The sequence below is a fragment of the Altererythrobacter sp. MTPC7 genome (genome assembly GCF_042851395.1).
In the GTDB taxonomy this organism is placed as follows: Bacteria; Pseudomonadota; Alphaproteobacteria; order Sphingomonadales; family Sphingomonadaceae; genus CAJXSN01.
In genome coordinates this window covers 1-794 of record NZ_BTGS01000049.1, presented here as the reverse complement: position 1 = coordinate 794, position 794 = coordinate 1, and the positions used below count along the sequence as shown (strand labels likewise).

Genomic DNA, 794 nt, shown 5'->3' with positions numbered 1-794 from the left:
GCGCCCCAATGTAAGACGTAGCCATTCCAGATTTTAGGACCCAAAAGCGGACGTTCTTCTCGGCCATTCCGGCCAAGGAGAATAACTATGACTTACTCACACTTTGACCCTGCTTCTCAGAGCCGGGTGCCTTGGAACTTCGGCGCTAAGATTGGTCCAAAGCGGCCATTCAATCAGAAGCAGATCTGGGCGATCCGATTCTTCCTTGATCGCGAGGAGCGAATTCGAGACCGGGCGCTATTTGACTTGGCTATCGACAGTAAGCTGCGAGGCTGTGATCTCGTTGAGCTCAAGATTGGCGATTTGGTCAGTGGTCCAGAGATCAGGACGCGAGCCACGATTACTCAGCGCAAGACAGGTCGGCCCGTTCAATTCGAGATCGCAAAAGATGCGAGAGATAGCCTGTTTGCCTGGCTAGAAATTAGAGGTGGAGCGGTCGAGGACTTTGTCTTCCCGAGCCGGGTTGATGCTTCGCGCCACCTAAGCACACGCCAATATGCCCGACTCGTTGACGAATGGGTCGAAGCGATCGGACTGCTGCCAGCGGAGTATGGGACTCACTCACTGCGTCGAACCAAAGCTTCGATCATCTACAAGGCTACGGGAAACATAAGGGCGATCCAGATTTTGCTCGGTCACTCGAAGATCGAGAACACCGTCCGCTACCTCGGCGTAGACATCGAGGACGCTCTCACACTGGCAGAAAAGACGGAAATCTGACGTTCAAGCGGTCGCTTGGTCCCCTCAAGCGACCGCTATTAGTGACGGCAACTCTACCAGCGAGCGGCAAACAG

General features: G+C 54.4%; 1 protein-coding gene. It reads left to right on the top strand.

Annotation, left to right across the window (positions count from 1 at the left end; genetic code table 11):
• Positions 1-87: 87 nt before the first annotated feature.
• Positions 88-720 carry a tyrosine-type recombinase/integrase gene (locus ACGHJ7_RS14770; RefSeq protein ID WP_390479183.1) on the top strand — a complete coding sequence of 211 codons (633 nt, stop codon included), beginning with the start codon at positions 88-90 and terminating at the stop codon, positions 718-720.
• Positions 721-794 lie beyond the last annotated feature (74 nt).

Bases quoted from the DNA above. Each gene is read 5' to 3' on its own strand.
- ACGHJ7_RS14770 (WP_390479183.1), top strand. From the start codon at position 88: ATGACTTACTCACACTTTGACCCTGCTTCTCAGAGCCGGGTGCCTTGG.